This is a genomic window from Stakelama marina (assembly GCF_018122655.1).
In the GTDB taxonomy this organism is placed as follows: Bacteria; Pseudomonadota; Alphaproteobacteria; order Sphingomonadales; family Sphingomonadaceae; genus Sphingomonas; species Sphingomonas marina.
Genome location: NZ_JAGRQC010000004.1, coordinates 452351 through 477124, shown reverse-complemented (window position 1 = coordinate 477124; position 24774 = coordinate 452351). Strand labels below are relative to the sequence as shown.

Below are 24774 nucleotides of genomic sequence, written 5' to 3'. Positions count from 1 at the left end.
TTTTCGTCATTTGCGGGAAAACAAGCACGATCAAAGCGTTAGGCCGGGACAAGCTACGGGGGGCGCATGCCGAGTTCGTCGAAGGTCGCGGTCGCGGCGATCGTCGGGAACGAGGACGGCGCGCATTTTTCCTCGGCCCAACTGTTCCAGTCGCTGAACGATACCGGATATACGATCCCGGCGATCGCCGCCTGCTACTGGGTGGGCGAGGCGATGGGCTCGACCGATTTCAAGGATCTCGACACGGTGCCGGACAAGGTATCCGAAACGGCGGGCATGATCGCGAGCAATGCAGCGCATCTCGCCGGGCTTCTGAAACACAGCCCCTATCCGGGCTGACCGTCCTTCAGGGCACCAAAATCGTGGCGCCGCTGGTGTCGCTCGCCTCGAGCGCGCTGTGCGCCTCGGCCGCTTGGGATAGCGCGAACTTCTGACCGATTTCGGCAGACACCGCGCCGCTTTCCACCATTTCGAACAGGCGATCGACCGATGCCTGTTTCTCGGCAGGCGTCGCGGCATAATCGAACAGGGTCGGCCGCGTCACGAACAGCGACCCTTTCTGCGAAAGCACGCCCAGATTGACGCCATCGACCTGTCCGCCGGCGTTACCATAGCTGACGATCAGGCCGCGCCGCGCCGCGCTGTTCAGCGAAGCATTCCAGGTCGCCTTGCCGACGCCGTCGAGGATGACCGGCACCCCGGCGCCATCGGTGATTTCACGGACGCGCTTGGCGATATCGGCAAGGTCGTGCCGGATGACGTGATCGGCGCCATTGTCTTTCGCCGCCTCCGCCTTGTCGGCGCTACCGACGACGCCGATCACGGTCGCGCCGATCGCTTTCAACCACCCGACGAGAATATGGCCGACACCGCCCGCCGCGGCATAGACGAGCACGGTCTGCCCCTTTTCCACCCGGGCGCAGCGTTCGATCAGGAACTCCGCGGTACACCCTTTCAGCAGGAGCGCAGCCGCGGTTTCGTCGTCGATATTGTCGGGCAGTCGGACAAGGTCTTGCGCCTTCACATTGCGTTCGGTCGCATAGGCGCCGGGCATCAGAAACGCCCCCACACGGTCTCCCGCCGCCAGGTCCGTCACGCCCGCGCCGACCGCCTCGACCACGCCGACGCCCTCTACACCCAGCACCATCGGCAGATCGACCGGATACAGGCCGCTGCGGTGATAGGTATCGATATAATTCAGGCCGACCGCGGTGCTGCGCATCCGTACCTCGCCCTCGGCGGGTTCGGGCAGGTCGGTCTCGACCCATTGGATGACATCGGGACCGCCGGTCCGCTCGATACGCGCGACATGTGCCATATTTCCTCCCGCAGATCGTCGTGCCCCGCCAACGAAGCGATGCGTTTCCGGTTGCAACTCGCCCCATTAGCTTCCATGTCTCTCGCCATACCCGATCTTCAAAGACGTGGGAGGCGAGGATGCAGAGCTACACCAAACATTATATCGACGGCGCTTGGGTCGGAAGCGAGGGCGGACGACGTCATGAAGTCATCAACCCCGCCACCGAACAGCCCTGTACCGAAATCACGCTCGGAACCGCTGCCGATGTCGACCGTGCAGTAGCAGCCGCGCGCCGCACCTTCGAGAGCTTTTCGCAGACGAGCGTCGAAGACCGCGTGAAACTGCTCGAGGCGATCCTCGCCGAATACAAGAACCGCGCCGACGACCTCGCCAAGGCGATCGCGACCGAAATGGGCTGTCCGATGGCGGTGTCGAAGACCGCGCAGGTCGGCACCGGCATCGGCCATCTGATGGCGGCGATCAAGGCGCTGAAGGACTTCGAGTTCGAAGAGCAGGTCGGCTCCAGTATCATCGTCCACGAACCGATCGGCGTCGTTGCGCTGATTACGCCTTGGAACTGGCCGATGAACCAGATCATGGCGAAGGTCGCACCCGCGCTTGCCGCCGGCAACACGATGATCCTGAAGCCGTCGGAAGAGGCCCCCGCTTCCGCCGCGATCTTCGCCGAGGTCATGGATGCCGCCGGCGTTCCAAAGGGCGTGTTCAACCTCGTCCAGGGCGACGGCCCCGGCGTCGGCACCGCGCTTGCGCAACATCCGGGCATCGACATGGTCAGTTTCACCGGATCGACGCGCGCCGGCATCCAGGTGGCGAAAAATGCCGCCGACACGGTCAAGCGCGTTCATCAGGAACTGGGTGGCAAGTCGCCGAACCTGATCCTCGAAGGCGCCGATCTTTCGAAGGCGGTGCCTGCGGGCCTGATGAGCGTTCTCGTCAATTCCGGCCAGAGCTGCATCGCCCCGGCACGGATGCTCGTCCACAAGTCGCAGGTCGATGAAGCCGTCGCGATCGCCAAGCAGATGATGCAGGGCACGCAGACCGGCGATCCGATGGAGGAAGGCCGCCATATCGGCCCCGTCGTCAACCAGGCGCAGTGGGAAAAGATTCAGGGCCTGATCCGCAAGGGCATGGACGAAGGCGCAACGCTGGAGGTCGGCGGCCCTGATCGTCCCGATGGTGTCGAGCAGGGCTTCTATGTCCGCCCCACGCTGTTTTCGGGTGTCACCAACGACATGACGATCGCGCGCGAAGAAATTTTCGGGCCGGTCGTCACCATCATCGCCTATGAAGATGAGGACGACGGCGTTCGCATCGCCAACGACACCAATTACGGGTTGTCGGCAGTCGTGTTCGGCGACCCGGAACAAGCGAAAAAGGTAGCCGGCCGGCTGCGCGCTGGCATGGTCTATATCAATGGCGGCAACCCCGATCCGAACGTCCCGTTCGGCGGCTACAAGCAATCGGGCAATGGCCGCGAATATGGCAAGTTCGGGCTGGCCGAGTTCATGGAGGTGAAGTCGCTGGTGAACGCCGCCGCCTAGCCGCTCGCGCAGGTTGACGGGCTTGCCCGCGATGGGCCGATCCGGCTAGGCACGCGGGCGCCCGGCCGGCGTCGGCCGCATCCGTGTGGGAGGGACCGATCAACGACATCGCTTCGTTGCTTGACGCGCATCCGTTCGTCGAATCGAGCGTCTATCTGCTCGCGCTTCTGGCGCTTGCGGCGATCGCCAACTGGATCGCCAAGCGCATCGTCCTGCGCGCGGTCGACGGGCTGCTCGAACGGACGACCTTCGACGACAATATTCCCGCGATCCCCGTCGTCATCGGGCGCCTCGTCAACACCGTGCCGGCGGTCATCATCGGCGAAGGCATCGTGCTGGTGCCGCACCTTCCCTACGAGGTGCGCACGCTGGTCGAAAGCCTGGCGAACGCGTTTGTCATCTTCACCATCGCGCGTGCGGCAAGCGCCGTTCTGACCGCGGTCAACCAGGCCTATATCCTGCGCCCCGACGCGGCGCAGCGGCCGATCAAGGGCTATATCCAGGTCGGCAAGATCCTCGTCTATTGCGCGGCGGCGATCCTGATCGTCTCGACGCTGATCGGGCGCTCGCCATGGCTGTTGCTGTCGGGGCTCGGCGCGCTGGCGGCGGTGCTGATGCTCGTTTTCAAGGACACGATCCTGTCGCTCGTCGCATCGGTCCAGCTCAGTTCGAACGACATGCTGCGCGTCGGCGACTGGATCGACATGCCGCAATACAACGCCGATGGCGACGTCATCGACATCGCGTTGCACACCGTGAAGGTGCAGAATTTCGACAAGACGATCACCACGATCCCGACGCACAAGCTGATCTCCGAATCCTACCGCAACTGGCGCGGGATGCAGGAATCGGGCGGGCGACGGATCAAGCGGTCGCTGATGATCGATCAGAACAGCGTCCGCTTCCTGTCGGAAAGCGAAGTCGAGGATGCCCGCCGTTTCGGCCTGTTACGCGCCTATCTCGACGAGCGTTCGCGCGAGATCGCCGCGTGGAACGCCGACCTCCCCGGCCCGCGCACCGAGGCCGACCGGCGACAGATGACCAATCTGGGCGTATTCCGCGCCTATCTGGTCGCCTATCTGTCGGCGCACCCGCATATCGCCGCCGACAAGACGCTGCTCGTCCGCCAGCTCGAACCCAGCGCCGAGGGGCTCGGCCTCGAAATCTATTGCTTCACCGATACGACCGTGTGGGCGCAATATGAGGATATTCAGGCGGATATTTTCGACCATCTGCTCGCCGTGCTGCGCGAATTCGACCTGCGGCTGTTCCAGCAGCCGACGGGACGCGATTTCGCACAGGCATTGCGGTTCACACAGGCATTGCAGACGCCCGAAACCGCCCAGACCTGACGCGGCCGCCGCCGCGCCGTGTTCGATCAATAATCCTTCGACACCCGCACGTTCACGCTCTGCCGCCCGATCGTCGAAACGCTCGCCAACAGCGACAGCCAGCGCGTGACCTGGAACTCGACCCGCGTCGCGGAATAGCCCTGCCCGTCGGAGATGATCTCGACATAGGTCCGGCGGGTCAGATATTTGCCGGCGGCGATCGCGGTGGCCTGCCCGGTCTGCGGATCGGGTGGCAGGATGCGCAGCCGGTCGAGCCCCGCCGCCTTGCGTACCGCGTTGATCGGGTCGAGCCCGGTCCCGCCATTCTGGAGCGCTGCGACGGCCGATGCGAGCTGCAGTGCCTCGGGCGCCGACAGATTGGTGATCGAGGTGCCGAACAGCAGGCGCGACAGCAATTCGTCCTCGGGCAGCGCCGGCGTGCTCGAAAAACCGATTTCCGGCTTCAGTGCGGTGCCGGTCACGCGGATCGTTGCCGATAGCCCCTGCGTATCGGCGTTCGCTTCTATGTCGAGCGCCGGATTGGGCGGCTGCGAGCCTTCGAAGCGGATGATGCCGCGCTCCAGATCGAAGGTGCGTCCGGCAAATTCGTAATCGCCGCGGATCAGGTCGGCGCGGCCGCGAATGCTGGGATTGCTCGGCTCACCCCCGATGCGCAGATCGGCCGACCATTCGCTGTCGAGCCCCAGGCCGCGCACGCGCATCGAATCGGGAGCGCGTGCGTGAATATTCATCTTCCACGGTTCGGTCGGCTTGTCCTCGACCGCACTGCCATAAGGAAGGTTGATCTCGCGCGTGTCGATCTGCGGGATTTCGGTCGCCGCCTGTGCCTGGCCGAGCTGATAGCGGCTGCTGTCGAGGCGCACATCACCCGAGATCGTGCCTCCCTTGCCGCTCGACTTGATCGAAATCGGGCCACTGACGACGGCGGCGATATCGTCGCGGTTGATGAGCCGCGCCTTGTCCGCCTGCAAATTGAGGTCGATGCCGACGCCGCCATAGGAAAAGTCGAATGCGCCCGAGCCGGTCACGCTGCCGTCGCGCCCGTCCGATGCCGAGAACCGCCCGATCACCAGCCGCGACCCGTTGAACCTGCCGCTCGCCTTCACACCCGTCAGCGCGGTGCCCGTCGTCGCACTCTGGATTCGGGCATTGTCGGTGTTGAGCGATCCGCGGATGCGTGGATCGACGAGCGTTCCGCCGACATCCGCGCCGATCGCCACCGGGCCGGAAAGGTCGAACAGCTCGATACCCGTCAGCCGCCACAACGTGTCCGCCGCACCGTTGTAGCGGACCTGAGCGAATAGCGGTGCATGGGTCAGGCGACTGGTCAGGTCGCCACTACCAAGCGGCGCCAGTCGGGCCTGCGCGCGCCCGATCGTCTTGCCATCCGCCGCCGCGATCGCGCGGACGACCGCACGGTCGGGGCGCAACAAGCCGGTGACGCCGATATCGACGGGCTTCGACGACAGCACCAGACCCGACCGCGTCAGCCCGCGCACCGTCATGTCGATCTTGCCGGTGGGCGCGCCGCCTTCATTGCTCGAATAGCTGAGCGTGCCCCAGGCATTGCCGCCCAGCCCCAGCCCGGGAAAGCCGATGTCGAGCACCGATAGCGGCATCCGTGTCACACTGGCGTCGATGGCGTTGCCGCCCGCGCCGAACGCGCCCGACACCGTCGCCTGACCACCGGCAAAGGTCAGGCTGGTCTTGTCCAGCCGCCAGCCATTGCCGGCACGTGTCAGGCGTGCGGGCGTTTCCAGCTTGATCGTGCGCCCGTCGAGCGTTCCTTGCGCCTGCACGCTATAGCTGTTCGCGCTGATATCGGTGACGGTCTGCAGGTCGAATGCGCGCCCGCGCGACCCGGCGATCGATGCGTGCACCTGCCCCTCCCCGCCGCGCAGCTTGATGTTCGCGGCGAGCCTGCCGATCGTGATTCCGCTGCCGGTTACGCCGCGCGCGCGCGCGGTGGCGTCGATCACGGTTCCGTCGGGGTCGAGCAGTATCGAGGCATCGACATGGCCGCGGCCCACGCGGATGTCGCGGCCCAGCTGCGCATCGGCAGCGTCGATCGCCGCATCGATCCGCTGAATCTCGCCCTGCGGCCGGAAATCGAGATTGCCGGACAGGCCACCGCCATCCAGCGACAATCGACCGCGAAAACCACCCTCGACGATATCGAGCCCGCCGGTGGCCCGCGTGCCGCTGACCGCGAGTTCGGCAACGCCGATCCGCCCGGTACCGCCCGGCGGCAGCAGGATCGCACCGTTCGCGGTGAACGGGCCAAGTCGGGACCCGCCCTCGGCACGATAGGCAAAGCCCTGATCGGTAGGATCGAGATGCGCGACGACATCGTGCAGGCCAAGCGCGTCGTTCGGGTGCTGGAATTTCAGGTCGAGCGTCGGATGGTCGATCTTGCCGTCGAGCACGATCGTCAACGGACCATAGCTCGCCTGCTCGCCCGTACCCTCGAAATGGAACGTGCCGTCGCGTCGGCGAAAGCCATTGCCGCGGATCGTGAGCGCAGGCGAGGTCAGCACCAGATTGCGGAAGTGGAGGATCAGGTCGGGGCCGCGCTCGAGCTCAGTCTCGATATGCGGAAGTCCCTTGGTCAGCGAACGGAAAAATGCGTTGTCGAGCCGCACCATCTGCGCCGTACCGCGTCCGACGACGCGCGTACCGTGACCACCGGGGCCGGGCACCGCCTGAAGGTGCGAATCGACATCGACGATGCCCAGGCCCGGGATCAGATAGCGGCGCAGCCCACCCGTCAGCGTCACCAGATACTGCCCGGTGCGCAGGTCGAGCGTCAGCATGATCGTGCCGTTGAGCTTGTCCGATCGGATTTTCAGCCCGTCGCCGGTAACTTTCGTTGCCGACACCTTCAACGCGCCATCGACGCTCAGATTGCGCAAAATGCCCCCGGCGACATCGCCGACGCCCGTCACGCGCTTTGCCGACATGCGGATCGGAACCGTAACCGGCGACTTCGAAAAACGCCCCTTGCCCGCGGCATGAACGTCCTCGAACCCGGTATTGTCGAACGCGAACCGCACCGCGTCGAGCCGGTAGTCGAAGCTTGCCGTGGCGAACGCGCCGTCAAGGATGGCGCGCAGTTCGATTCCCCGCCCGGTCATGTTGGGAAACAGCGCCGGCGGCTTGAGCAGGTTCGCGCGAATCCGCACGTTGCGGAACATGCTCTTGCCGAGATCGACGACGCCGCTCGCATCGACCTTCAGCGCCGAAGACTGCAAGGCCAGATTGCCGTCGATCCGCCGGTTGGCGAGCGTGGCGGCGCCCGTCACACGCACGCGCGGCGCGGTCAGTCGGTGCAGCTTGCCATGCGTCAGCGTGCCCGGCGCGACGATGCCCCCCAGCGCATAGCTCCCCGACCGGTTGGACAGACGGAGGTCGATGATCCGCGCATCGCCTGCGCTGGCGAGTGCAGTGCCGTCCCAGCGGCTCCAACGGCCGTCGCCGGCAACGCGCAGCCGGAGCGGTCTGGCGATCCCGGTCAGCTTGGCGAGGACACCGTCGGCTGCGCCATCGGCGGCGATATCGACATCGAAACGGTCGCGGTCGGGCTCTGCATCGAGCTTGACACGCAGCCGGTCGCTACCTTCGACCACCGCCGCCAGATCGACGAGCGCACGGCCAGAGCGGATATCGGCGCGCGCTGCCAGCCGCCCTTCGCGTGCGGTTCCGGTCACCGCGGGCGCGATCGCCAGCCGGTCGATTCGCAGCGCGCCGACACGGATGTCGAACCCCGGCAGGATCGACCCCTGCCTTCCGGTCGGCGTCAATTCGGGCAGCTTGTAGAGTGTCGCGCGCGGAACGATCAGGCTGTCGATCGCCAGCCGGTTCGATACCCATTGCAGCGGTCGCCAGTCGAGTTCCGCGACCGGTGCGCGCAGAATGACGCCGTGCGAGTCGGAGATTTGCAGGCCACTGATCCGCGCCTTGGAATAGATCGAACCATCGATCCGCCCGACCTTGAACCGCAGGCCGTTGGCGGGCTGGAGCGCGGCGATCCGGTCGGCGACGAAGCGGTGCCCCATATCGGTGTCGAGCAGCGCCAGCGTGCCCGCCACCGCCACGAACAGCGCGATGACCGCGATCGCGATCCGCCGTGGCCAACGCCAGCGGCTCCGCGCGGGCGCTCCCTCTTCCCGGTCCTCGGCGGCCTCGGTCAAAATGCCTGTCCCAGCGACACATAGACGGCGATGCGCGGATCACCCGGCTGGGGGTTGAGCGGCGTGCCGACATCGACGCGGATCGGCCCGAAACTCGAATAATAGCGGACGCCCAGCCCCGCGCCGTAACGAAAGCCCGACAGTTTGGGCAATGGCGAGGTGTAGATGTTGCCGCCATCGAGAAACGGCACGACGCCGAAATTGCCGAACGCCTTTACCCGCGCCTCGATCGAAAATTCGGTCAGGCTGCGGCCACCGATCGGATCGTTATTGGGATCGCGCGGGCCGATATCCTGATAGCCATAACCGCGTACCGACGCGCCGCCGCCGGCATAAAAACGCCGCGACGGAGCAACCGCATCGCGCGGCGCGCCGAAGATGGTGCCCAATCGCACGCGTTCGGCCAGCACGACAGTGTCCGACACCGGCTGATACGCGCTGCCGTCGATCTGGACACGGGTATATCCGAAGACCTGCCCGCTCAGCGACAGCTCGGGCGACACCCGCGCGCCGAGGCGAAAGCCCCGGGTGGGATTGAGCAGGTCGTCCGACCCGTCATAATCGAGGCTCGTCGGCAGTGCGCCGATGAAATAGGTGCGCCGCCTCGGCTGCCCCGTCGATACGATCACATCGCGTTCGTCGGACGCCAGCAGCTCGGCCCCGACAGACCAGGTCCACGCCTTCTGGAAGAAGATATTGGTCTGCCGCTCCAGCGTGCCGGCAAGCTGAAGAGTGTTCGCGTCATAGGCGTTGCGCTGCGTATGCGCCGCCGACGCCTGAAGCGTCAGCACACGGTCGCGGCCGTGGAAATTGTTGCGGCGAAAGATGACGCTGCCAAGCTGTTCCTTGGTGCCCAGCACGCCGCGCAATGTCAGCGCACCTTCCGGCGGAAACAGGTTGCGATGCGTCCAGCTTACCTCAGCACGTGCGCCCTCACCGGTGCCATAGCCCAGCTCGCCCGCGATCGTTCGCGGCGGCGCGGGCGTCATCGTCACGTTCAGATCGACCGTGTCCGGCGTGCTGCCCTCCACCGGCTGGATGCGGACCGACGATACGAGGCTGGTCTGGATGATCGCGCGGCGCAAATCGTCGACATCGGTCTGGTCATACCGGTCGCCGGGGTGGAAGCGCGCGATCTCCTGCACATGGTCGGCGCCGAACACATCGGTATTGGGGGTGATGATCTTGCCGAACCGCCGGTTTCCACCGGGATCGACCTGGACGGTCAGCGTGGCGGTGGCGCTGTCGTGATCGACCACCAGTTTCGGATCGCCGACCTTGGCGAAGGGGAATCCCTTGTCGACGATCTCGGTCCTGAGCGCCGCTTCGCCCGCCGCGATGGCATCGGCATCGACCGGATCGCCTTGCTTGACGGCAAAGGCGCTGCGTAGTGCCGGCGCCTGTTCGCCCGCCTGGTTCAGCCCGGCAAGCGTCACGTCGCTCAGGTGATAGAGCGTACCCGGATCGGCGTGGAGCGTTACCATCAGCGCATCGCCTTGCCGATCGACGCTCGTATCCACGCGCGCATCATAATATCCCCGCGCGCGGAGCAGCTCGACGAGCAGCTTCGAATCCTCGCGCGCGCGGCGGTCTATCTGCGCCAGATTGGCGGGTTCGCCCTCATTGTCCTTGAGTGTCGAAAGCTCGGTAAAGCGCTTCTGGAGCGTCGAACCGGCCAGATTGTCCACGCCCGTGATCTGATAGTGGTAGCGCGTTTCCGACGCGACATCGGTTTGCCCGCCATTTTCCGTCGCCACCGCTTCGGGCGCAGTGGCAAGGTCGGGCCAGTCGACCCCGAGATCGGGCAGCGGATCGAGCGGCGATGTCGGATCGAGCGCGCCGGGATCGGGCACGCCTTGCTGCTGCGAAACATCGGGCGCGGGAGTAGCGGGCACGTCCTGGGCGCGCGCGGCGACCGGCATGGCGAGAAAAAGGCCTACGGCGCCGGCACACACGGCGCGCGGACGAACCGGGCGAAACATGAAAGGGGCTTAGCGCGAACCGCACGGCACCGGCAATGGTCTCGCCGCGCGCCGAACGTGCAATCCGATCAATGGACGGTGCCGACCGCCTCGTCCGCCGACAGCATCAGGATCAGCCGCTCGATCTGCCGCCAGCGGCAGAAATGGATGTGGTTGCCGAGGTCGCGGCTGCGATCCGCACGCGACGCCGCCTCGAATCCCGCCTCTTCGCCATATTCGGCGATCAGACGATCGGCAGTGACTACCTCTTCAATGCTGGCGAGATAGGGGAGCTGGGGCATGGGGGGATCGAACATCACCCGCGCCACCAACAAGCTATGTGCCAAACGGCGCGGTTTCGCGCGTTTCCCACGGGTGCGAGGGTAAACGGCGCATAACCATCGCATGCAGGGTCGTACCGCCTGTCCCGGATCAAGACGGTGGCGTCCAATCGCGGGACATGGCAAACGCCGCGCATGGAACAGCCCACCCCGCAAAAACCGCTCGCCGGCGGCATTCTGTTGACCATCGGAATCTTTGCCGGCGTCGTGATCGGACTGATCGTCGGTCAGGTGACGATCGGTTTCTTCGCCGGACTGGGCGCGGGCATGGTCGCGCTGATCCTGCTCGAACTCTGGCAGCGCGGCCGCCGCTGATCAGGCGGGCACGCGGCCCAGCCAGGCGACGCGTCCGATGATCTGGATGCCGCTGCCCTTGCCTGCGCGCTGTTCGATATAGGCGGGATTGTCGCTCGATATCACGATCGCGTCGCCGTCTCGCCGGAGCCGCTTGACCATCACGCCGTCGTCGAGGCGCAGGACATATAGCCCCCCTGGGGTACCCACCGAGCGATCGGCACTGTTGACGAGGATTTCGTCGCCGTCGAACAGCGTCGGCTCCATCGAATCGCCGATGACGCGCACCAGCGATACCGCCGCGGGCTTGAGCCCCAGCGCGCGAAGCAGCTCTGCATCGAAGCGGCGGACATGGCGGCGCGCGTCATCGGCGAGCAGACCGCCCCGCCCCGCTGTCGCCGCGACATCGACCGCCGGCACGCCGACCAGCGCGCCCGCCTCTGCCGGACCGCCCAGCTGCGCTTCGGCCACCCCGAAGTAACGCGCGAGCATCGCCCGGTCGCGCTCCGGCAATATCCGGGGAGATCCGCGCTTCACATATTGCTGAAGATAGGCCGGATTGCGCCCCAGCATCCGCGAGAGCGCGGCATAGCTTTCGCCCCGTTCATGGACCAGCGCGTCTAGCGCCGCGCGTGGATCGACCGCTTTCTCCATAGTCGATCCATACGCGTAGGAAATTTCCTAGACAAGTAGGATTTCCCAGAACAGACAAGGAACATCGAAAGCGAGACTCGGGAGAAAGGCGAGCATGACGGTGTTGTGGAAGGTCGAACGCTATCTCAGGAAGCAGAATATGCCGCCGACCAAATTCGGTCGGCTCGCGGCGCGCGATCCGCGGCTGGTCGGCGACATGCGCAACGGGCGCGAACCGCGTGCGGAAATGATCGCGCGGATCGAAGCGTTCATGGCGCGTGACGATGCGGAGGCCAAACGATGAGCCGCGGTCCCGATGCAGCGACACTGCTGGAACGCGCGCTCATCCGCAGCGGCGCCGATCACGGAATTTCGGTGGAGATCGCGGCAGGCGACTGGAGGCGCTGGGCGAGCGCGACCTTTGTCGGCGCGCGGCACAAGATCACCATGCGCCTGTCCGGCGATGCGAGGTGCTGGCTCGATGGTCTGCCCGAAGCGGACCTGCCGCTACGCGGGCATCTGGTCGCCGGTCTATCGGTCGAATGCGTCCGCACCGGCGGCGATTCGACCATCGCCGCGATCGAGGTGCTGAGTGTGGAGGAGCGCTGACGCCTTTCGTGCGATCAGCCGTTTACCGCCAGCTTGCGAAGCTGGTCGAGCGTACCGTTCAGCCCCGCCGCTGCCGTCGCGGGCTTTTCGACGCGACGGCGCGCGCGACGCTCGACACCGCGTTCGAGCCTTTCGAGCAGCGCATGAACCGTCGCCTCCGTCTCCGGCCCGGTGATCGGAATATCGTCTTCCTCTATCCGCTGCGGTTCGGATGCCCGACGCACCGGCGGCGTCAGTTCGAAGGTTTCCAGGCGCTCCCCGGCCTCGAGCGGTTGCGGCGCCGGGCGATGGAGCGGACGCACCGGCTGTTGCGGCGCCAGCGGTGTGTCGGGCAGCGCGTCGGGATCGTAGCTCGACAGCGGCTGATCGAGATCGTTGGGAAGGTCACGCTCGACCGGCGGCTTGCGCAGAACGACAGGCGTTTCTTCAACGATCGCATCGTCTTCGACTGCCTCGATGTCGCGCGCCGGCTCGGACGGTACGCCGAGATCGACCGTGGCGCGAAGCGGCGCACGCGGCGGGGCGTCCGGATGCGCATCGGCACGGCGCACCTGCGGCACCATCTCATAGGGTTCATCGGCGATGGCGGGCTGCGACGCGCCAAGACGGCGCAGCGCGAGCAGCGAAACCACCGCCCACACGGCCATGGCGGCCAGCCCTGCGGCAATCAGCGCCATCGCGACCCGCGCGGTTACGCCCAGCGGCGGAGCGGCGGCAGGAAGCACCGCCGGCAGACCGCTTTCCATCACCACGCGTTCCAGCATCGCAACCGGTGCAAGCCCGATCGCAGCCCCGGCAAACAGTGCGGCGGCAAGCGGGGCCGTGGCAGTAAGCGGGGCCTTGAGGCTGGGACGGAACGTGTACGCGGTCATGACTTATCCGATTCGCTGGGGTGAACGAGCGCTCGATAGACAGGATCGTAGCGCGAAACATTTGACGACCAGTTACGCTCCGCCTCGACAAATGCCCGCGCGGTGGCGCGGCGCCGCGGCCAGCTTTCGCGGTCGGCGAACATCGCGGAGAGGGCATCGGCAATGCCTGCGGGATCGTCTGGCGGAAACAGCGTGCCGGTCTCGCCATCGCGGATCAGTTCGCGGTGGCCGCCGACATCGGACGCCGCGACCAGCCGTTCCTGCGCCATCGCCTCCAGCGGCTTGAGCGGCGTCACCAGGTCGGTCAGCCGCATGCGCTTGCGCGGATAGGCGAGGATATCGATCAGCCCGTAATAGCGTTCGACCTGATCGTGCGGCACGCGGCCGATGAAATGGATATGCCCGGCGGCCGATGACGCTTCCGCCTGCCGCCTGAGCGCGGGTTCCTCCGGCCCTCCCCCGACCAGCACGAGCTGAGCCGCCGGACGCTTCGCCACGAGCATCGGCATCGCCGCGATCAGGTCGTCGAGCCCTTCATAATCGTAAAAGCTACCGATGAAGCCGATCACATCGCCGCCATCGAGGCCGAGTTCGGCCGCCAGCGCAGCGTCGCGCGTCGGGGCGGTCCCGAACAGCGTCATATCGACCCCATTTGGCGACACCATGATCTTCGCCGGATCGATGCCGCGCGCGATCAGGTCGTCGCGCAGTCCTTCGCAGATCACCGCCACCGCATCGGCCTGTTTCACCGCTCGCGTTTCCGCCGCCTTGGTCAGGCGATAGCGAAGCGATCCCTCGGTACCCGTGCCGTTGCCGACCGCGGCATCTTCCCAGAAAGCGCGAATTTCATAAACGAGCGGCAGGCCGCGCCGTCGCGCGACGCGCAGCCCCGCGATCGCATCCAGAACCGGCGAATGCGCGTGGAGGATATCGGGCCGGAAGGCGTCGACGGCTGCGTCGATGCGCTTGGAGAATGCCCTGATCTCACGCCATTCGCCGAGCGGCGTCGGCGCCTTGGCAGGTGCGATCGTCCGGTGAAAGGTCAGGCCGTCGACCACCTCCACGCCCGCATCGCTGTCGCCGTGGCGCGGGCCGGTCACGCTTGCGACGTCCCAGCCCAACGCCTGCTGCGCCTTCAGGATCGCGCGGGTCCGGAACGCATAGCCGCTGTGCAGCGGAAGGCCGTGATCGAGGATGTGAAGAATCCGCATGTCGCGAATCCCCCTGCCACAGGACTGTTTAACGCAGCGTCAACCCGTCGCCGATAGGAAGCGTAAAGCACGGCAAGGGCGGCGCCCATTGCCCGGTTACGAAAAGGCGGCTGCGACACATGATCGACAATTTCGCGCTCGGCCTATCGCATGGCCTGTTGCTGCTGACGGCATGGCTGCTGCTGCGCCGCGACGATCTCGACCGCGAAGACGCCAAGCCAAGCATGAAGCGCGGCCGGACCGAGGTCAAAACATCCAGATGGGGGCGTCCGCGTGCGTGACCTCGCCTTTATCGGATTTCTGGCGACGCTGCTGGCGTTCGGTTTTCGCCGGCCGTTCCTGTTCGTCCTCACCTATGTCTATATCGACGTCGTCTCGCCGCAGCGGTTGAGCTACTTCCTGCTCAATTCGATCCCGATCTCGCTGATCGCGTTCGGCTGTGCCGCGCTCGGCTGGCTGCTGGTCGATGACAAGCGCGACGTGCGCGTGGCGCCGCGCCAGTTCCTGCTGCTCACGCTGTTCTGCTATTGCTGGTGGACGACGCTCCACGCGGATTTCCCGGTCGAGGCGGCGTTCAAATGGGACTGGGTGTACAAGGCGCTGATCTTCGCCATGTTCCTGCCGCTCACGCTGCGCACCAAGCTCCGGATCGAAGCGCTGCTGCTGTTCATGCTGCTGTCGCTGTCGTCGATCGTCGTGGTCGGCGGTATCAAGACGCTCGCCTCGGGCGGCGGCTATGGCGAGCTCAACCTGATGGTTTCCAACAATTCGGGCCTGTTCGAGGGCAGCATCATCTCTGCGGTGTCGATCTGCGTCATCCCGATCATCCTGTGGTTCACCAAACACGGCACGATCTTCAAGCCCGACTGGCGCGTGAAGATCTATTGCTATGCGCTGATCTTCGCATGCATGCTGATCCCTATCGGCACATCGGCACGCACCGGCCTTGTCTGCATCGCCTTCCTCGCGCTCCTGATGCTGCGCGAGGTAAAGCGAAAGCTCCTCTACCTCGGCGCGATCGCCGCCGTTGGACTTGCTGTCATCCCGCTCCTCCCGTCGTCCTACACGGCGCGGATGGAGACGATAAAGACCTACAAGTCGGACGAATCGGCATCGACGCGGCTGGCGGTCTGGGGCTGGACGCTGAACTATGTGAAGGATCACCCGTTCGGCGGTGGGTTCGAGGCGTATCGCCAGAACCGCCTGAGCTACAATCTGGTCGATACCAAGGGCAAAGCGAACAACGAGCTCGTCGAAAAGACCAAGGAAACCGATCAGGCGCGCGCCTATCACAGCGCTTATTTCGAGATGCTGGGCGAGCAGGGATGGCCGGGGCTGTTGCTGTGGATCTGCATCCATTTTTCGGGCCTGTTCCGCATGGAACTGATCCGCAGGCGATATCGCAAGGCAGAGGGCGAGGATGCGTGGATCGCGCCGCTCGCCGTGGCGCTGCAACAGGCGCACATGATTTACCTGCTCGGCGCCGCCTTTGTCGGCATCGCGCTCAACCCGTTCGTCTATATGCTCGTCGGCACGCAGATCGGTTTCGACACCTATGTCGCGCGCAAGCGGCGCGAAAATGCGCGTGCGCCGATGTTGCGACGACCGCCGCCCGCCGCCCAGCCGCAACCCGCCTGAATGACCGGCTTTTTAACCCTCCTTCGGTAGGCACGCAGCCATGGCAGGCCTGTTCCTCGTCAACACGCAAGACGCGCAGCACGCTTCGGATGCGCTGACGGCCGCGCGCGCGCAGTTCGCGCGTCACGGTTTCGCCGGTCCGACCGCGCTGCCGGGGCGTGGCTGGGACGTGCTCGCCTGGCCCTATATGATCGGCGGGCCTGAGACGGTGTTCACCCGTGGCGCCGACTTCGCCGCGATCGCCGGCACGCTGACCTATGCCGGCCGCATGGGCCGCGCCGCGCTGGAGATGCTGCTCGACGAGGCGGACCTGCCGCACGGGCTGGACTGGTCGCGAATCGGCGGCCAGTTCGCCGCCGTCGTCCACAAGCGCGGGCGCACCTTCGTCTTCACAGACTGGTTCGCCGCCTTTCAGATCTATCTCGACCGGGGGCAGCGCGTGCTCTCGACCTCGCTCCTGTCGGCGCTCGAGGCACTGCCGCAGGTCCGGTTCGACCCGCAGGGCCTGTATGAGTTCGCGTTCAACGTCATGCCGATCGGCAACGACACGGTCTTTGCCGACCTGAAAACGCTGGGACCGGGCCACATCGCCGAACTGACGCCCGATGGGGTGACGCTGCACGAGGTGCAAAAGCCGCTCCCCGACACGGCCGACGCGCAGACCATCGCCGAGCGCATACCGGCGCACCGCGACCGGCTGATGGCGGTGGTCGAGGCGCACGTTGACCACTTTGGCGACCATGTTCACTGCCCGCTATCCGGCGGCATCGACTCGCGCCTGGTGCTCGCAACGCTGCGCGCCGCCGGGTCGACACCGCATGTCTATGTCTATGGACCGCCGGGCAGCGAGGATGTCGAGATCGCCCGCGCCATCGGCAAGGCCGAGGGATTCGAGGTCGAATGGATCGACAAGGCGCAACGACCACTCGCCCCGGACGCCTTCACCGAATTGACGCGCAAACATTTTCACAGGTTCGACGCGCTGCCCGGCTATGGCAACATTTTCGACAATGGCGGCAACATGGTCGCGATCGAGGGGCGGCACGCGGGCGGCGGGCTTGCCGCATCGGGCGGTTGCGGCGAAATCTGGCGCGACTTCTTCTATCTGAGCGACCGGCCGAAATCGGCGGTTGCCGTCGCCAACACCTTTTTCGCGCGCTTCACCAGCCGCGACGTCACCGCAGAGTTCCACCCGCGCGCCTTTATCGACCGGGTCGCGGGCAAGATCGCCGAAGCGGTCGGCGCAACCGATATTCGCACGCCCCTGCCCCGCCTGCGCATCGAACAAATCTATCCGCGCGTCCGCTGCCGCGCCCTGTTCGGTCGCGAGATCGGGCTCGAGGCGCGCTACGGCGCGTACATGATGCCGTTCCTCGATCATCAGGTGGTGGCGGAAGCGATGGCGCTGCCCATGACGATGAAGCAGGTCGGACGGTTCGAGGCCAGGCTGCTGGAGGCGATCGACCCCGGACTGGCGGCGCATATGTCCGCCTATGGCCACAGCTTCGCCGAACCGCCGTCGCGGCGTCACCGCTTCGAAGAATGGTCGTCGCGCATCCGCCCGGCCTGGGTGCGCGCCAACAGCTATGCCGTGCAGCGCCGCCTGCGCCCGATGGGTGACGAACATGGCGGGCTGCTGTCGCCCGAATATATGGACCGCGTCGTCAATCCCGGCTTTCCGATGATGCGGCGGTGGTTTCGAATGGAAAACGTGACCGACACCGGCCTTTGGCGGCGTATCGCGTGCCTTGAATATCTGGCCGAATATCTCGGGTCAAAGCTGTCCGATTGAACGGCCGACAGCGAACGAGATCGCCATTTCGGACTTGATCCGGAATCCACTCACGCTGCGCAATACTCCAGGCGGAGCGTCAATCGGTCCTGACATTCGTCACGATGACGGAAAGGCCTCAGCGTGCGGCTTCGGGCTTGATGCGGTTCGCCAGTTCGTTGCCGCGCACCGTCACGCGGTCGTTCGACCAGTTGCCGACAAACGTCGTGCTGTGCTCGAACGCAGGCGCGAGCCAGGCTCGATTATCCTCGATCACCAGCCCTTCGGACGAATTCTTCGCCCCCTCGGGCGCGACAGAGATCATCGTCGAATAATTGTCCTTGCCCGCACCTTGCAGGAAGCTGTTACCGGCGATCCGCCCGGACGCACCGTTCGACAGGTCGATCATATAGTTGGTGTGGCTGCCCTGGCTGTCGTCGAAACTGTTGTCGAGGATCGTCACCACCGGCGCGCGACATTTCAGATAATGCCCGCCTGTGCCGCGTTCGAAGCGCGAATTGGTGACGGTCAGCAACCCATAATCGCCGATATAGATCGAATGCGCGCCGTTGCCTGTCGGGTCCTTGCCAAGCCCGGCAAAGGTCGAATGGTCGATGGTGATCGAGCTGTCGGGGTCGCTTGCCGACAGGATGCCGCTCTGGCCGTCGAGAAACATCGCGTTCTCAACCGTCAGATCGCCCTTTTCGATACGGATACCCGCGCCGTTTCCGTCTGGTACGAAGGTGTGCATGAACACCAGTCCGTCGACCTTGGCAGAGCGGCCGCGCAGCACCAGCGACGCCTTGCCCTCGCAGATCGCGCGGTCGAATACCGCCTTGCCCGGCACTTCGGCGACATAGGCGACGCTGCCCGATTCCTGCACCGCGCAGTCGCGGTAGCGGCCCGGTGCGATGCGGATGGTGCCGTTGCCGCCGCCTAGCGAAGCCAGCGCGTCGTCCAGATGCGCAAAGGACCGTCCGGTCTCGGCAACGGTGAACGGCCCGCCGGCCGGATGCGCGGCAGCCGGTGCGGCGATGGCAAGCGCGATCGGAAGAAGAACGAGACGCATGAGAATCTCCGGCAGCAAAAACCCCGTGCCGCATAGTGCGACACGGGGAAAATGGTGGCCAGAGCGTTAACCCTCTTTTGGGTTCGGCCCGGTTCAGGCGGCTTCGGCGGGCACCTTTTGCAACGCTTCCATGATCGCGTTGTTGAACGCCGGAATGTCGTCGGGCTTGCGGCTGGTGATAAGGTTGCCGTCGATGACGACCTCTTCATCGACCACATCGGCACCGGCGTTCTTCAGGTCGGTGCGGACCGACGGCCAGCTTGTCGCCTTGCGGCCCTTTGCCACACCGGCTTCGACGAGCAGCCACGGCGCATGGCAGATCGCCGCGACGGTCTTTTCCGCGTCGAAGAATTCGCGAACGATTTCGATCGCGCGGTCCTGCAAGCGCATCGTGTCCGGATTGGCGACGCCGCCGGGCAGCACCAGCGCATCGAAGCGGCTGACATCGACCTGATCGAGCGTCATGTCGGGCGTGATCTTGTCGCCTTCGTCCGAATCGTGGACGACGCCCTGGATCGGATCGGTCTTGATCGATGCCAGCGTGACCTCCGCCCCGGCATCGAGCAGCGCCTGGCGCGGCTTGAAGAGTTCTGAATTCTCGAAACCGTCGGCGGCGAGGATAAGGACGTTCGTATCGGAAAGATCGGCCATGATTTCAATCTCCTGCGGGGGTTGGGATAGTATGAACAAAACGGGCAACCCCGCCGGACTGTTCCGGAACGAAGCGACGGGCCGAGCATTCAATGCGTTCGTCGAAAGGGTTTACCGACCAATGCCGCCTGACCTGCAATTTTCCGATCACGAGACGCCCGGCATCAGCCGCCGCAAGGTTGGAAACGACTGGAGCTATTGGGATGCGGACGGCAACCGCATCACCGACCGCGACGAAATCGACCGGCTGAACGCCATCGGCATGCCGCCCGCTTATCGCGACTGCTGGTTCTGCCCCGATTGCAACGGCCATATCCAGGCGATCGGCTATGACGAAAAGGGCCGGCGGCAATATCGCTACCACCCCGATTTCCGCGAGCATCAGGAAGCGGAGAAGTTCGACCGCTGCATCGCGTTCGGCCATCGCCTGCCCGATCTGCGCAAACAGGTCGAAGCCGATCTGCGCCGCCATTCGCTCTGCCGCGAACGCGCGGTGGCGGCGGTGGTCCGCCTGCTCGACCTCGGCAATCTGCGGATCGGCAACGAAGGCTATGCCAGATCGAACAAGAGCTTCGGCGCGACCACGCTGCGCAAGCGCCACGCCGAACTGTCGGGCAAGACGCTGAAGCTCAAATATCGTGCGAAATCGGGCAAGGAGCGCGTCGCGCGCGTCACCGACGGATCGCTCAGCCGCTTCGTAAAGCGGTGCCAGGACCTGCCGGGCCAGCACCTGTTCCACTATATGGGCGATGACGGTGACGCTCATCCTGTCAGTTCGAGTGACGTGAACGCCTATATCCACGAGCATATGGGCGAGGATTTCACCGCCAAGCATTTCCGCACCTGGGGCGCGAGCGTTCTCGCCTTCGAAGCGCTTATCGAAGCCGACGGCGATCTTTCGCTCAAACAGATGCTCGAACCGGTCGTCGATGCGCTGGGCAATACGCCGGCGATCGCGCGCAAATCCTATGTCCATCCGCGGCTGATCGACCTGTGCAAGCACGGTGACGCACATTTCCGCACAGAGTTTTGCCTTCCGCGCGCGACACGCTATCTGTCCCGCCACGAACGCGGTCTGATCGCATATCTCGAAACGCAAGCGGCCGACGAAGCGCCGCACCCTGCCAAGGCAGCCTGACAGGAGCGACATGAACAGCAACAGCGCGGCAAGCGCCGCTACGAATACGACCCAGATCACAACCGCCGGCTTCGACCAGCAGGCACAGTATCTTTTCCATTCGAGCGCGGCCTGGGTCCAGACTCACTGGCTTCAGATCCTGATCGCCGTCGCCATCGGCGCGGTAATCTATCTGATCCTGCGCGGATTGCGCGGATGGGGCGCCAAGCTTGCCCGGCGCAACACCGATACGACCGGCTGGACCACGATCATCGGCAAGGCGATCGGCAAGACGACCAATTTCTTCATGCTGATGACGGCGATCAAGCTGGTCGTCGGCTATTCCTATGCGCCCACGGTCGTGCAGACGACCGTCACCTTCCTCTTCACCGTTGCAGCGGTATTCCAGGCCGCGATCTGGGCGCGCGAGGTGATCCTGGGGTTCATCGTCCACCGTACCGAGGCGGGCGAGCATGGCGAGACACTGGGCAGCGCGATGAGCATCATCCGCCTGCTCGTCAGCTTCGCGCTGTTCGCGATCGCGTTGATCGTGGTGCTCGACAACCTGAACGTCGATGTTACCGGCCTTGTCGCCGGCCTCGGCGTCGGCGGCATCGCCATCGGTCTGGCCGCACAGGGCATCTTCGCCGATCTGTTCGCGGCGCTGTCGATCATCTTCGACCGCCCTTTTCGCAAGGGCGACAGCATCTCCTACGACACGACGTTCGGTTCGATCGAGCAGATCGGCCTGAAATCGACCCGCATTCGTTCGTTCGACGGCGAAGAGCGGATCATCTCGAACCGCAATCTGCTCGACAAGGAAATCATCAACAACACGCACCGCGTCCATCGCCGCGGTTCGTTCGCGGTGGGCGTCATCTACCAGACCCCGCCCGAGGTCTGCGCGAAAATCCCCGACATGCTGAAGGAGATCGTCGAGCGGCACGACTGTACCTTCGTGCGCTGCGGCTTTACCGGCTTCGGGGCGAGCAGCCTCGATTTCGAAGTGATCTTCGACAGCGACGGCCCGGACTATGCGCAGTTCTATGAGCGGCGCACCGCGATCGGCATCGACATCCTGAAGAAGTTCAACGACGACGGCATCGACATCGCCTATCCGACGCAGATGACCTTTGCGGCTGGCCCGGACGGCAAGCCGGTCGATCCGGCAGGCAGCGCGGTCGTCCGCGAAAGCTGATCCCGAACGGCGATTCTGCCGTTCACGCCTCGCTGGTGTGGATGTGCAGGACGCCGGTCAGCGTGCGGTGCACCGGGCATTTGTCGGCAATCGTCATCAGCCGCGAACGCTGCTGCCCGGTCAGTTCGCCCTCCAGCGTAACTTCGCGGAAAATCGCCTCTATCCGAGCATTCCGGTCGGCTGCGCTGCGTTCGCGGTCGTCGGCATGGTTGCGCTCATGGCGCAGGCGAACGGTCACCTCGTCGAGCGGAATATCCTCCCGCTCGGCGACGAGCTTGATCGTCATCGACGTACACGCGCCAAGCGCGCCCAGCAGCAGGTCATATGGACCCGGCCCCGCCGCTTCGCCGCCCACCGCCCTGGGCTCGTCGGAGATCCATTCATGGCCGTGGCTGCGCACGAAGGTCCCGAACTTGCCGTGCGCGCTGCCGACCAGGACTTCGCCCTCCGCCACATCGGGCATCGCCTCGCGCGGCGGCAGATACCGTTCGACCCATGCCGCGATCAGCCCGGCGACATAGCGCCCGTCACCCTTGCCGGTAAGCAGGTGGTCGGCGTCGTCGAGCGTCACGAAGCTCTTGGGATGCCGCGCAGCGTCGTAGATAAGCCGCGCATTGTCGATACCGACAACCTCGTCGCGCGGCGCATGCAGCACGAGCAGCGCGCGTTGAAGGTCCCCGATCCGGCGTCCCGGCCCCGCTTCCCGAACCGCCTTCAGAAAGTTCGCGCTGATCGTGAAGTGCCGCCCCGCGATCGAGACGTCGCCCGTGCCGTCGCGTTCGATGGCCGCCAGGTCGCCTTCGATCGCGCCGAGTACATGGCCCGGATCGAACGGCGCGCCGATCGTGACCACCGCCTTCGCCTCGGCAATGTCGTGCGCCGCTGCGAGGACCGCGGCCCCGCCCAGGCTGTGCCCGATCAGGATCGATGGTGCGCCCACGGTTTCGCGCAGATGCGCGGCAGCGGCGACGAAATCGGCGACATCGGCGGAAAAGCCGGCATTGGCGAAATCACCCTCGCTGCCGCCCAGTCCGGTAAAGTCGAACCGCAACGTAGCGATCCCCGCGGCGGCGAGCGCCGTCGTCACCCGCGTCGCCGCATGGCTCTTCATCGTGCAGGTGAAGCAATGCGCGAATAGCGCGACCGCACGGACCGGCCCGACGGGCATTTCCAGACGCGCCGCCAGCATATCACCCTTGGCACCGGGAAAATGGACGGCATGGCTGGGCATTTGGCAGTCTCCTTTTTCGCGCGCACCGCCCTACCGGGTTTGCCCCCTTTCCCCAACCGGCTCGATGCGCCAATCTGACGCCATGCAGACCGAAACCGCTCCGCTTGTCGCGGGAATCGAACTGGGCGGCACCAAGTGCATCGCGATCCTCGCCCATTCCCCGGATTCGGTCGTCGAGCGCGTTCGCATCGACACCACCACCCCCGACGCAACGCTCGGCGCAATCGACGACGTGTTGCGGCGCTGGCGCTCCGAGCGCCCCGTATCGGCGCTCGGCATCGCGTCGTTCGGGCCGTTGCAGCTCGACCCCGCGGCAGACAATTTCGGATCGATCGTCGCCACGCCGAAACCCGGCTGGAACGACAGCGACGTCTTCGGGCGCTTCGCGGCGACCATGGGCGTGCCGGCCGCGATCCAGACCGATGTCAACGCCGCCGCAATGGCGGAGGCGCGCTGGGGAGCCGCGAAGGGGCTGTCGGCGCACTGCTATATTACCGTCGGCACCGGGGTCGGCGTAGGCGCGGTGATCGACGGCAAGCCCGTTCAGGGCGCGATGCATGGCGAGGCGGGACATATGCGCACCGTCCGCGCCGAGGGCGACGACTTTGCCGGGCACTGTCCCTATCACCGCGACTGTACCGAAGGACTGGTCAGCGGCCCTGCCATCGCCGCGCGCTTCGGCATGCCGGGCGACGCTATTCCCGACGACGATGCTCGCTGGCGCTTCGTCGTCCATGATTTCGCGGCGATGCTCCACAATCTCGTCGTCACGCTAGCGCCCGAACGCATCTCGATCGGTGGCGGCGTGATGGCGGGGCGGCAGGGGCTTCTTCCCGCTATCCGGGCTGCGCTGGTCGAAAGCCTGGCGCATTACGGCCTTGCCGACGTCTATTGCCGGACGATCGACGAACGCGTCGGCCCGCCCGGACTGGGCGATCTTGCCGGGCCGATGGGCGCGATAGCGATGGGGCTGTCGGCGCTGAAGAACCGTTAGAGCAACAGCTGTTCGCGCGCGCTTTCGCCGACCGGCCCGCCGCCGCGGCGTCGCGCTAGCTCCTGCTCTGCGGTGTAGCGCACGTCGATGTCGCGATCATGGAGGAAGCCGGCGAGACTCTCGTCGGTGATCTCGTTCCATTCCTTGCCGCGATCGGGGCCATAGCGGACGCGCGGCAACAGCCCCGGCAGGTTCGACCATTCGATCAACTGCGCCATGCTCGCCTCGTTGAGCATGTCGCGCAGATGGTGCGCGGTGACATAGGCATCGGGAAAAGCACGGTGGACCGGCAGCCCGCGTTCATGCTCCAGCCCCTCGGGCTTGCGCCAATAGCGCAGCATCTGGTTCGAAAAGCTCGGCGAATCGGGCCATAGCCGCATCGCGCATTTCCAGGTGCAGATCCAGTCGGCACCGCGGGTCAGCGGCGCCGTGCAGAATTGCTGTTCGAAATCGGCGCGGTGCGCGGCAAGCGCCATGCGACGCGGCCAGGGGTCGAGCACCTGACGCGCGATATCGTGCCACCACGGCGCATCGGCGACCTGTTCGTCGAGGATGTGATGCACCGCCTGCGTCACCGGCGGGATCGGGCGACCGGGATTCACGAGCTTCGACCCGAAATCGTCGGTCAGTTCCCAGCGACCGCTGGCGCCCAGCGCAACATCCTGCCAGCCGATTTCGCACACGCCATGCGCCGGCGGGCTCGATCCCGTGGTCTCCAGGTCGATAACGCGGATGATGCGGTCTGACGCCATGCGCCCCCATGTGGCGTGTTCGGCCCGC

At 65.4% G+C, this 24774-nt stretch carries 22 protein-coding genes and 1 pseudogene; 12 read left to right on the top strand and 11 right to left on the bottom strand.

Annotated features, from left to right (window positions below; translation table 11 throughout):
* Positions 1 to 60: 60 nt before the first annotated feature.
* Positions 61 to 339, top strand: a pseudogene (locus J7S20_RS15015) (NADPH-dependent oxidoreductase); the annotation flags it as partial.
* Between the two features lie 7 nt (positions 340 to 346).
* Here the strand turns inward: J7S20_RS15015 and J7S20_RS15010 are convergent.
* On the bottom strand, positions 347 to 1318 hold the full coding sequence (locus J7S20_RS15010) for a quinone oxidoreductase family protein (protein WP_284055050.1): 972 nt from the start codon (positions 1316 to 1318) through the stop codon (positions 347 to 349).
* Between the two features lie 119 nt (positions 1319 to 1437).
* Between J7S20_RS15010 and J7S20_RS15005 the strand changes: the two genes are divergently transcribed.
* Together J7S20_RS15005 and J7S20_RS15000 are read left to right on the top strand one after the other, a co-directional pair.
* Positions 1438 to 2862, top strand: a complete 1425-nt coding sequence (locus tag J7S20_RS15005) for an aldehyde dehydrogenase family protein (protein WP_284055049.1) — start codon at positions 1438 to 1440, stop codon at positions 2860 to 2862.
* An 83-nt stretch (positions 2863 to 2945) separates the two neighbouring features.
* Positions 2946 to 4214, top strand: coding sequence for a mechanosensitive ion channel family protein (locus J7S20_RS15000; RefSeq protein WP_284055048.1), 1269 nt, complete (start codon positions 2946 to 2948; stop codon positions 4212 to 4214).
* A 26-nt stretch (positions 4215 to 4240) separates the two neighbouring features.
* On the opposite strand, the gene J7S20_RS14995 is transcribed toward J7S20_RS15000, so the two are convergent.
* The 3 genes from J7S20_RS14995 to J7S20_RS14985 all read right to left on the bottom strand — a co-directional run bounded on the left by J7S20_RS14995 (position 4241) and on the right by J7S20_RS14985 (position 10682).
* The gene (locus J7S20_RS14995; RefSeq protein ID WP_430980956.1) at positions 4241 to 8407 is read right to left on the bottom strand and encodes a translocation/assembly module TamB domain-containing protein; all 4167 of its coding nucleotides are present in this window, start codon (positions 8405 to 8407) and stop codon (positions 4241 to 4243) included.
* On the bottom strand, positions 8401 to 10386 hold the full coding sequence (locus tag J7S20_RS14990) for an autotransporter assembly complex protein TamA (RefSeq protein ID WP_284055046.1): 1986 nt from the start codon (positions 10384 to 10386) through the stop codon (positions 8401 to 8403). Before J7S20_RS14990 ends, J7S20_RS14995 begins: the two co-directional genes overlap by 7 nt.
* A 68-nt stretch (positions 10387 to 10454) precedes the next feature.
* On the bottom strand, positions 10455 to 10682 hold the full coding sequence (locus J7S20_RS14985; RefSeq protein WP_430980954.1) for a hypothetical protein: 228 nt from the start codon (positions 10680 to 10682) through the stop codon (positions 10455 to 10457).
* Positions 10683 to 10841: 159 nt separating this feature from the next.
* On the opposite strand from J7S20_RS14985, the gene J7S20_RS14980 reads away from it, so the two are divergent.
* Complete coding sequence (locus J7S20_RS14980; protein WP_284055045.1) at positions 10842 to 11021, top strand: hypothetical protein; 180 nt, start codon at positions 10842 to 10844, stop codon at positions 11019 to 11021.
* On the opposite strand, the gene J7S20_RS14975 is transcribed toward J7S20_RS14980, so the two are convergent.
* A complete protein-coding gene (locus tag J7S20_RS14975; RefSeq protein ID WP_284055044.1) occupies positions 11022 to 11654 on the bottom strand; it encodes a S24 family peptidase in 633 nt (210 codons plus the stop codon). It lies immediately after the preceding gene.
* 94 nt (positions 11655 to 11748) lie between these two features.
* On the opposite strand from J7S20_RS14975, the gene J7S20_RS14970 reads away from it, so the two are divergent.
* Together J7S20_RS14970 and J7S20_RS14965 are read left to right on the top strand one after the other, a co-directional pair.
* Positions 11749 to 11937, top strand: coding sequence for a hypothetical protein (locus J7S20_RS14970; protein ID WP_284055043.1), 189 nt, complete (start codon positions 11749 to 11751; stop codon positions 11935 to 11937).
* Complete coding sequence (locus J7S20_RS14965) at positions 11934 to 12242, top strand: hypothetical protein (RefSeq protein ID WP_284055042.1); 309 nt, start codon at positions 11934 to 11936, stop codon at positions 12240 to 12242. Before J7S20_RS14970 ends, J7S20_RS14965 begins: the two co-directional genes overlap by 4 nt.
* 14 nt (positions 12243 to 12256) lie before the next feature.
* Here the strand turns inward: J7S20_RS14965 and J7S20_RS14960 are convergent, their stop codons facing one another.
* Both J7S20_RS14960 and J7S20_RS14955 read right to left on the bottom strand, forming a co-directional pair.
* The gene (locus tag J7S20_RS14960; protein WP_284055041.1) at positions 12257 to 13114 is read right to left on the bottom strand and encodes a hypothetical protein; all 858 of its coding nucleotides are present in this window, start codon (positions 13112 to 13114) and stop codon (positions 12257 to 12259) included.
* Positions 13111 to 14325, bottom strand: a complete 1215-nt coding sequence (locus tag J7S20_RS14955; RefSeq protein WP_284055040.1) for a TIGR04063 family PEP-CTERM/XrtA system glycosyltransferase — start codon at positions 14323 to 14325, stop codon at positions 13111 to 13113. The genes J7S20_RS14960 and J7S20_RS14955 overlap by 4 nt, the downstream gene beginning before the upstream one ends.
* Before the next feature lie 119 nt (positions 14326 to 14444).
* On the opposite strand from J7S20_RS14955, the gene J7S20_RS14950 reads away from it, so the two are divergent.
* From J7S20_RS14950 to J7S20_RS14940, 3 genes are read left to right on the top strand one after another with little or no spacing between them, the layout of a single operon-like run.
* A complete protein-coding gene (locus tag J7S20_RS14950; RefSeq protein WP_284055039.1) occupies positions 14445 to 14606 on the top strand; it encodes a hypothetical protein in 162 nt (53 codons plus the stop codon).
* Positions 14599 to 15963, top strand: a complete 1365-nt coding sequence (locus J7S20_RS14945) for a putative O-glycosylation ligase, exosortase A system-associated (RefSeq protein WP_284055038.1) — start codon at positions 14599 to 14601, stop codon at positions 15961 to 15963. Before J7S20_RS14950 ends, J7S20_RS14945 begins: the two co-directional genes overlap by 8 nt.
* Before the next feature lie 40 nt (positions 15964 to 16003).
* Complete coding sequence (locus tag J7S20_RS14940) at positions 16004 to 17755, top strand: asparagine synthetase B family protein (protein ID WP_284055037.1); 1752 nt, start codon at positions 16004 to 16006, stop codon at positions 17753 to 17755.
* Positions 17756 to 17873: 118 nt separating this feature from the next.
* Here the strand turns inward: J7S20_RS14940 and J7S20_RS14935 are convergent, their stop codons facing one another.
* Together J7S20_RS14935 and J7S20_RS14930 are read right to left on the bottom strand one after the other, a co-directional pair.
* Entirely contained in the window at positions 17874 to 18803 is a 930-nt protein-coding gene (locus J7S20_RS14935) for a right-handed parallel beta-helix repeat-containing protein (protein WP_284055036.1), read from the bottom strand.
* A 93-nt stretch (positions 18804 to 18896) separates the two neighbouring features.
* Positions 18897 to 19454, bottom strand: a complete 558-nt coding sequence (locus J7S20_RS14930) for a type 1 glutamine amidotransferase domain-containing protein (RefSeq protein ID WP_284055035.1) — start codon at positions 19452 to 19454, stop codon at positions 18897 to 18899.
* A gap of 121 nt (positions 19455 to 19575) precedes the next feature.
* Between J7S20_RS14930 and J7S20_RS14925 the strand changes: the two genes are divergently transcribed.
* Together J7S20_RS14925 and J7S20_RS14920 are read left to right on the top strand one after the other, a co-directional pair.
* Positions 19576 to 20592: a DNA topoisomerase IB gene (locus J7S20_RS14925; RefSeq protein WP_284055034.1), complete on the top strand. Its 1017-nt coding sequence runs from the start codon at positions 19576 to 19578 to the stop codon at positions 20590 to 20592.
* Positions 20593 to 20602: 10 nt separating this feature from the next.
* Positions 20603 to 21769, top strand: coding sequence for a mechanosensitive ion channel family protein (locus J7S20_RS14920; protein WP_284055033.1), 1167 nt, complete (start codon positions 20603 to 20605; stop codon positions 21767 to 21769).
* Positions 21770 to 21791: 22 nt separating this feature from the next.
* On the opposite strand, the gene J7S20_RS14915 is transcribed toward J7S20_RS14920, so the two are convergent.
* Positions 21792 to 23000, bottom strand: coding sequence for a bifunctional alpha/beta hydrolase/OsmC family protein (locus J7S20_RS14915; protein ID WP_284055032.1), 1209 nt, complete (start codon positions 22998 to 23000; stop codon positions 21792 to 21794).
* Positions 23001 to 23082: 82 nt separating this feature from the next.
* On the opposite strand from J7S20_RS14915, the gene J7S20_RS14910 reads away from it, so the two are divergent.
* On the top strand, positions 23083 to 23994 hold the full coding sequence (locus J7S20_RS14910; protein WP_284055031.1) for an ROK family protein: 912 nt from the start codon (positions 23083 to 23085) through the stop codon (positions 23992 to 23994).
* Here the strand turns inward: J7S20_RS14910 and J7S20_RS14905 are convergent.
* Positions 23991 to 24746, bottom strand: coding sequence for an exonuclease domain-containing protein (locus J7S20_RS14905; RefSeq protein WP_284055030.1), 756 nt, complete (start codon positions 24744 to 24746; stop codon positions 23991 to 23993). The two genes, J7S20_RS14910 and J7S20_RS14905, sit on opposite strands and share 4 nt — an antisense overlap.
* Positions 24747 to 24774 lie beyond the last annotated feature (28 nt).